Below are 560 nucleotides of genomic sequence, written 5' to 3'. Positions count from 1 at the left end.
CCAACCGCTGTTGGGGATATCCGCGTTCCATGCAAACAGTTTTTCTTCCTCCCTTTCGAGTATTTCTCCGTTTTTGATAAGCAATTTTTCGCCGTTGTCAAACAGTAAATAGATATCTTCGTTTTCAAAAATGATATCTGTTAAAAACAATTCCGTGTATTCGCTTACCCCGAGCCTTTTTGTCAGATATTTTTCCGCTTTTTCCGTTTCGCGTTCTGCTTGTTTCAGTACACCTTTACATTGCCGTTTCAATTCTCCGCAATAGGGTTTTAATAATCTTTTTACTTCCTCGCTTACATATCCGAACGCAAAAACACCGATATCTGCAACCTTATCCAATATCGTCGGCGGCATATGCTGCAATAATTCTATCTTTTGCCGCAAGCCTTCTTCGAATTTACGGGCGGCATGGTTTTCATCGAACACAAACGGCGCGCCTGCCGCTATCCGCTTTTCGCAAGTTTTTGCATAATACCTGTATATACATTTTCTGAGTTTTCGTTCCTCTTCGGTTATCCCTTGCTCGTTCATTCTTTGTTCGCACAATTCTAAATCCTTGC

Annotated in this window: 1 protein-coding gene; it reads right to left on the bottom strand. The window is 41.4% G+C overall.

Going from position 1 to position 560, the window contains the following annotated elements:
* The coding region (locus ESZ91_RS11490) for a DUF4085 family protein (protein WP_129227439.1) at nt 1-531 on the bottom strand (531 nt) is incomplete at its 3' end.
* Nucleotides 532-560: the final 29 nt, after the last annotated feature.

Origin of the sequence: Candidatus Borkfalkia ceftriaxoniphila (assembly GCF_004134775.1) — a bacterium.
In the GTDB taxonomy this organism is placed as follows: Bacteria; Bacillota; Clostridia; order Christensenellales; family Borkfalkiaceae; genus Borkfalkia; species Borkfalkia ceftriaxoniphila.
The sequence above is the reverse complement of the archived record's forward strand: the minus strand, read 5'-3'. Positions and strand labels throughout refer to the sequence as shown.